The 4,296-nt window shown below is 67.6% G+C and carries 6 protein-coding genes; 2 read left to right on the forward strand and 4 right to left on the reverse strand.

The features are described from left to right. Positions 1 to 18: 18 nt before the first annotated feature. Positions 19 to 639 carry a ComF family protein gene (locus tag Q4C89_RS06080; protein ID WP_303101714.1) on the forward strand — a complete coding sequence of 207 codons (621 nt, stop codon included), beginning with the start codon at positions 19 to 21 and terminating at the stop codon, positions 637 to 639. 4 nt (positions 640 to 643) lie between these two features. On the opposite strand, the gene Q4C89_RS06085 is transcribed toward Q4C89_RS06080, so the two are convergent. Together Q4C89_RS06085 and Q4C89_RS06090 are read right to left on the reverse strand one after the other, a co-directional pair. Further along, positions 644 to 1,198: a DUF1684 domain-containing protein gene (locus Q4C89_RS06085; protein ID WP_303101715.1), complete on the reverse strand. Its 555-nt coding sequence runs from the start codon at positions 1,196 to 1,198 to the stop codon at positions 644 to 646. After that, complete coding sequence (locus tag Q4C89_RS06090; RefSeq protein ID WP_303101716.1) at positions 1,195 to 1,398, reverse strand: RNA-binding S4 domain-containing protein; 204 nt, start codon at positions 1,396 to 1,398, stop codon at positions 1,195 to 1,197. The genes Q4C89_RS06085 and Q4C89_RS06090 overlap by 4 nt, the downstream gene beginning before the upstream one ends. Positions 1,399 to 1,481: 83 nt before the next feature. Here Q4C89_RS06090 and Q4C89_RS06095 point away from each other — a divergent pair, with 83 nt between their 5' ends. Then, positions 1,482 to 2,417, forward strand: a complete 936-nt coding sequence (locus tag Q4C89_RS06095) for a quinate 5-dehydrogenase (protein ID WP_303101717.1) — start codon at positions 1,482 to 1,484, stop codon at positions 2,415 to 2,417. Positions 2,418 to 2,490: 73 nt separating this feature from the next. Here the strand turns inward: Q4C89_RS06095 and Q4C89_RS06100 are convergent, their stop codons facing one another. Both Q4C89_RS06100 and purM read right to left on the reverse strand, forming a co-directional pair. Beyond that, complete coding sequence (locus tag Q4C89_RS06100; RefSeq protein ID WP_303101718.1) at positions 2,491 to 3,204, reverse strand: histidine phosphatase family protein; 714 nt, start codon at positions 3,202 to 3,204, stop codon at positions 2,491 to 2,493. Further along, complete coding sequence (gene purM / locus Q4C89_RS06105; RefSeq protein ID WP_303101719.1) at positions 3,201 to 4,262, reverse strand: phosphoribosylformylglycinamidine cyclo-ligase; 1,062 nt, start codon at positions 4,260 to 4,262, stop codon at positions 3,201 to 3,203. The genes Q4C89_RS06100 and purM overlap by 4 nt, the downstream gene beginning before the upstream one ends. Positions 4,263 to 4,296 lie beyond the last annotated feature (34 nt).

Consider the following 4,296-nt stretch of genomic DNA (forward strand, 5'->3'; position numbering starts at 1 on the left):
ACGCTCTAAACTGCCGCCATGTTCGACTGGCTGCGCTCATTGCTGCCGCGCTCCTGTCCGGGGTGCGGCGGTCAACTGGGAGCCGAACAGGGCTTGTGTACGGGTTGCCATACTGGTCTACGGGTCAGGGTGGAGTCGCATTCGCCGCTGGTCGCCCGTCCGCTGCCGCATCTGGTCACGCTGGGGCGCTACCAGGGCACGGTGCGCCGGGCAGTGCGGGCGCTGAAATACGGCGGAGCACAGGAGGTCGCCCGACCGCTCGGGCAAGCGCTGGCGGCGGGTGTTCCAACTCAGTGGGGCGTGGTGGGCGTCGTGCCCGTGCCGCTGCACCGCACCCGACAGCGGCAGCGCGGGTACAACCAGGCCGAACTGCTGGCCCGCACCATCGCCGCCGAACTGGGTGTACCGTGCCTACCGCTTCTGGAACGCACCCGCGCCACGGCGCAGCAGGCCAAGCTGCACGCCAGCGAACGTGCCAGCAATCTGGCCGGAGCCTTCGCCGTTGGGGGAGAGCTTCCGGCGGGCACGCTGCTGGTGGTGGACGACGTGATGACCACAGCCAGCACCCTCCTTGCCTGCCGGGAGGCGCTGAACGCCGCCGGAGCGCAAGAGTTGAAATACGCGGTGGTGGCCCGCTAGACAGTCAGTGCAGGGAAGGTGGGAGCCGCTCGCCCGCCTCGACGGGGACGGGCAGCACGTTTTCAGCCGGGGGCAGGGGACAGGTCCAGCCGTCGCCGTAAGCGCAGTAGGGATGGTAGGCGAGGTTGAAGTCCACCTCGACCCAGACCTCGCCATTCTCGCGCTGCAGCGGCGCGTCTATGTAGCGGCCAGCGCCGTAGGTTTCGTGCCCGCTGGTGGCGTCGCGGAAGGGAATGAAGGCGCGGGCGGGTTCTTCCTCGCCCAGTGGGGCAAAGACGCTGAGGGTGTGTTCGCCGCCGGGAAGGGGCAGGCGCACCTCGCCCAGCTTCGCCATGAAACGGGTGGCCCCGGTGTTCGTCGCCAGCAGGGTTTCGGCGGCAGGCGCGTCCGTTTCCAGAGAGGACAGGGGCAGCAGGAAACGCCACGAAAGGTCGGGCGCGTAGTAGCTCAGGCCCCCGAAGTCGGGCAGCATGTCCGCCGTCAGCGGCCCGCGTCCGGCGGCGAAATGCTCGTCCTTGCGGCGGCGGAAGTCCAGCACTTCGGCAGCGTAGTCGCTCACCAGTCCACCTTCACGCGCTGTCCGGCGTACTCCACCACGTCGCCCCGGCGCAGTTTCTTGCGGCGGCGGGTCTCGATCTCGCCGTTGACCCGCACCTCGCCGCCCTGCACGCGGAATTTGGCCTCGCCGCCCGTTTCGACCAGTCCACGCAGCTTGAGGAAGTCCTGAAGGTCGATGGTGAGTTGTTCGGTATCGGTCATGGGCGAATGATGACAGATGCGCCTCGCCGCGTGGACATGGGGTCTGCCGACCTCGCCCCGCCCATGCGCCTAGAATGCCGGGCATGAGTGACCCCTTGAGCGGCTGGCAACCCGCCCCCGCAGGTTTCAAGCACGTGGTGAGCGTGAGCCTGGGCAATTCTGGGCGCAACGCCCGCGAGGAAATCAACGTGCTGGGCCAGCCTTTTATTCTGGAACGCATCGGCACCGACGGCGACACTGCCCAGGCCGCTCGCCTGTTCCGCGAACTCGACGGGCGGGTGGACGCCTTCGGGCTGGGTGGAGCCGACCTGTACGTGATTGCCGGGGGGCGGCGCTACACCTTCGGCAACGTCAAAAAGCTGGTCGCCAACGCCAAAATCACGCCAGTGCTCGACGGCTCCGGTCTCAAGAACACGCTGGAACGCGAGGCCGTCGCGCAACTCGACCCCCTGCTGAACTGGCGCACCCAGCGCGTGCTGATGGTGTCGGCAGTCGACCGTTTCGGTATGGCGGAAGCTCTGGCCGAACACGGGGCCGACGTGGTGTACGGCGACCTGATCTTCGGCCTGAACGTCGACCGCCCCATCCGCAACATCGGCACACTGCGGCAGGTGGCACGGCTGGCGCTCCCCGTGCTGACCACACTGCCACAAGACTGGTTCTACCCGACGGGCGACAAGCAGGAGCAGAGCGTGGAGGGCAAAGGCACCCGCTACTACACCTGGGCCGACGTACTGGCGGGCGACACCCACTACGTCAAGCGCTACGCCCCCAGAGACCTGCGCGGCAAGACGGTGCTGACCCAGACTATCACCGAGGCCGACCGAAAGTGGATGCAGGAACGCGGCGTGGCCCGCCTGATTACGACCACGCCGCGCATGGGCAAGCGCAACTTCGCCACCAACGTCCTCGAAGCCTTTTTCGTCGCCCTCAGCGGCAAGCGCGAGGCGCTGACCCAGGAAGAATATCGGCACTACATTGAAGCGGTGGGCTTCAGGCCCGAGGTCAACGAACTCTGAGTGAAGGGAGAGGGTGAAGGGGAGAGAGGGTTTTACTCTCCTCCCCCTACCCGCCACCCTTCCCCCTGTGCCCCTAGGGCGTCTGCCCCAGCACGTCGTCTGCCTCGGTCGCCTCGATAAGGTCTTCGAGGTGGGCCTCGTCGTTGAAGCCGAGGAGGGTTCCGCTGTTTTCGCCCAGCAGCACGCGGGTAATGGACGTGTTGGTCACACTCAGGCGCGACCAGGCGTTGCTCGGCACGCCGCCGAGGGCCAGCCCCACCGCCACGCGCACCACGCCGCCGTGCGTAAAGACCAGCACGCGCCCGCCCGGATGCCGGGAGCGCAGCGCGTGAAAGGCGTCGCCGCAGCGCCCGAACAGGTCTTCCATGCTCTCGCCGCCGGGCCGCCGGGTGGCCCAGGGGTCACGGCTCAGCGAGGCGAGATAGTCGGGGTAACGCTCCTGAATTTCGGCCATCACCAGTCCGGCGAGGTCGCCCACGTTGATTTCGCGCAGTTCGGGGCGCAGTTGCACGGACGGACTTCCGGCCAGTCGCTCGGTCACCGCTTCGGCCGTTTGCAGGGCGCGGGCCAGGTCGCTGGAATAGACGGCATCGAACCGCTGTCCGGTCAGGCGCTCGGCCAGACTCGCCGCCTGGAGCACGCCCACATGCGAGAGCGGCACGTCGGTCTGGCCCTGGTAGCGCCCGTTGACGTTCCAGGTGCTTTCGCCGTGACGCACCACCCAGAACTCGGTGGCGGTGGCGCGGTCAGGCGCATGGAATCCGGTGGGGGCAAGTCGCTTGGTCAAGAGGCGGCCCCGCCGAAGGTCACGCCCTGGCCGGCCACCATTTCCCCGATGACCCAGGGCTGCTCGCCCGCGCCGCGCAGGGTATCAAGGGCCTGCTCACGCTGCGCCGCCGGGACGATGAACAGGAAACCGACGCCCATGTTCAGTGCCCGGAAAGCCTCGTGGCGCTCGACCTGGGCCTGCTGGACAATCAGCTCGAACAGCGGCGGCACCGTCCAGCTCGCGGTGTCGATGTGCATACCGATGCCTTCCGGGAACACGCGGGGCGGGTTGTCCACCAAGCCGCCCCCGGTGATGTGGGCCATACCGCGAATCTCGACCCCAGCACCCTCCAGCGCGTCGTAGGCGGGCAGGTAGGAGCGGTGGGGCACGGGCAGCAACTCGGCCAGGGTCTGCCCGTTCAGGTCGGCGCGGGCTTCCCGCCAGTCGAGGGAATCGAGGGCCATGCGGGCCAGCGAAAAGCCGTTGGTGTGCAGGCCGCTGCTGGGCAGGGCAATCACGGCGTCGCCCGCCTGGATGCGCGTGCCGTCGATCAGTCTGGGGCGGTCCACTACGCCCACAATCGTCCCCACGATGTCGAGTTCGCCCTCGACGTACACGCCGGGCATTTCCGCCGTTTCGCCGCCGAGCAGCGCCACACCGAGCGCCTCGCAGGCCTGGGCCGCGCCGGTCACGACTTCGGCCACCGCTTCGGGCCGCAGCTTGCCCATCGCCACATAGTCGAGGAAAAATAGAGGCCGCGCTCCCTGCACCAGAATGTCGTTGACGCAGTGGTTCACGATGTCGTGGCCGAGGCCGCCGAATTTGCCCACCTTGACCGCCACTTTGGTCTTGGTGCCCACCCCGTCGGTGCTGGCGACCAGCACGGGGTCCTGCATCTGCCCGAAAGCGGCACGAAAGAGGCCCCCGAAGCCGCCGATGCCGCCCAGTACATTGGCGTTGTGGGTGCGGGCCACAGCGCCCTTCATCAGCTCGACAGCCCGGTGTCCGGCATCGATGCTGACTCCGGCGCGTTCGTAGGCCGATTCGGCAGGGGACGCGTTCTGTTCTTTCTCCATCATCTCCGCAAAGTGTAACGGAGTTGCCGCCTTA

Origin of the sequence: Deinococcus sp. (assembly GCF_030523985.1) — a bacterium.
Lineage (GTDB): Bacteria > Deinococcota > Deinococci > Deinococcales > Deinococcaceae > Deinococcus.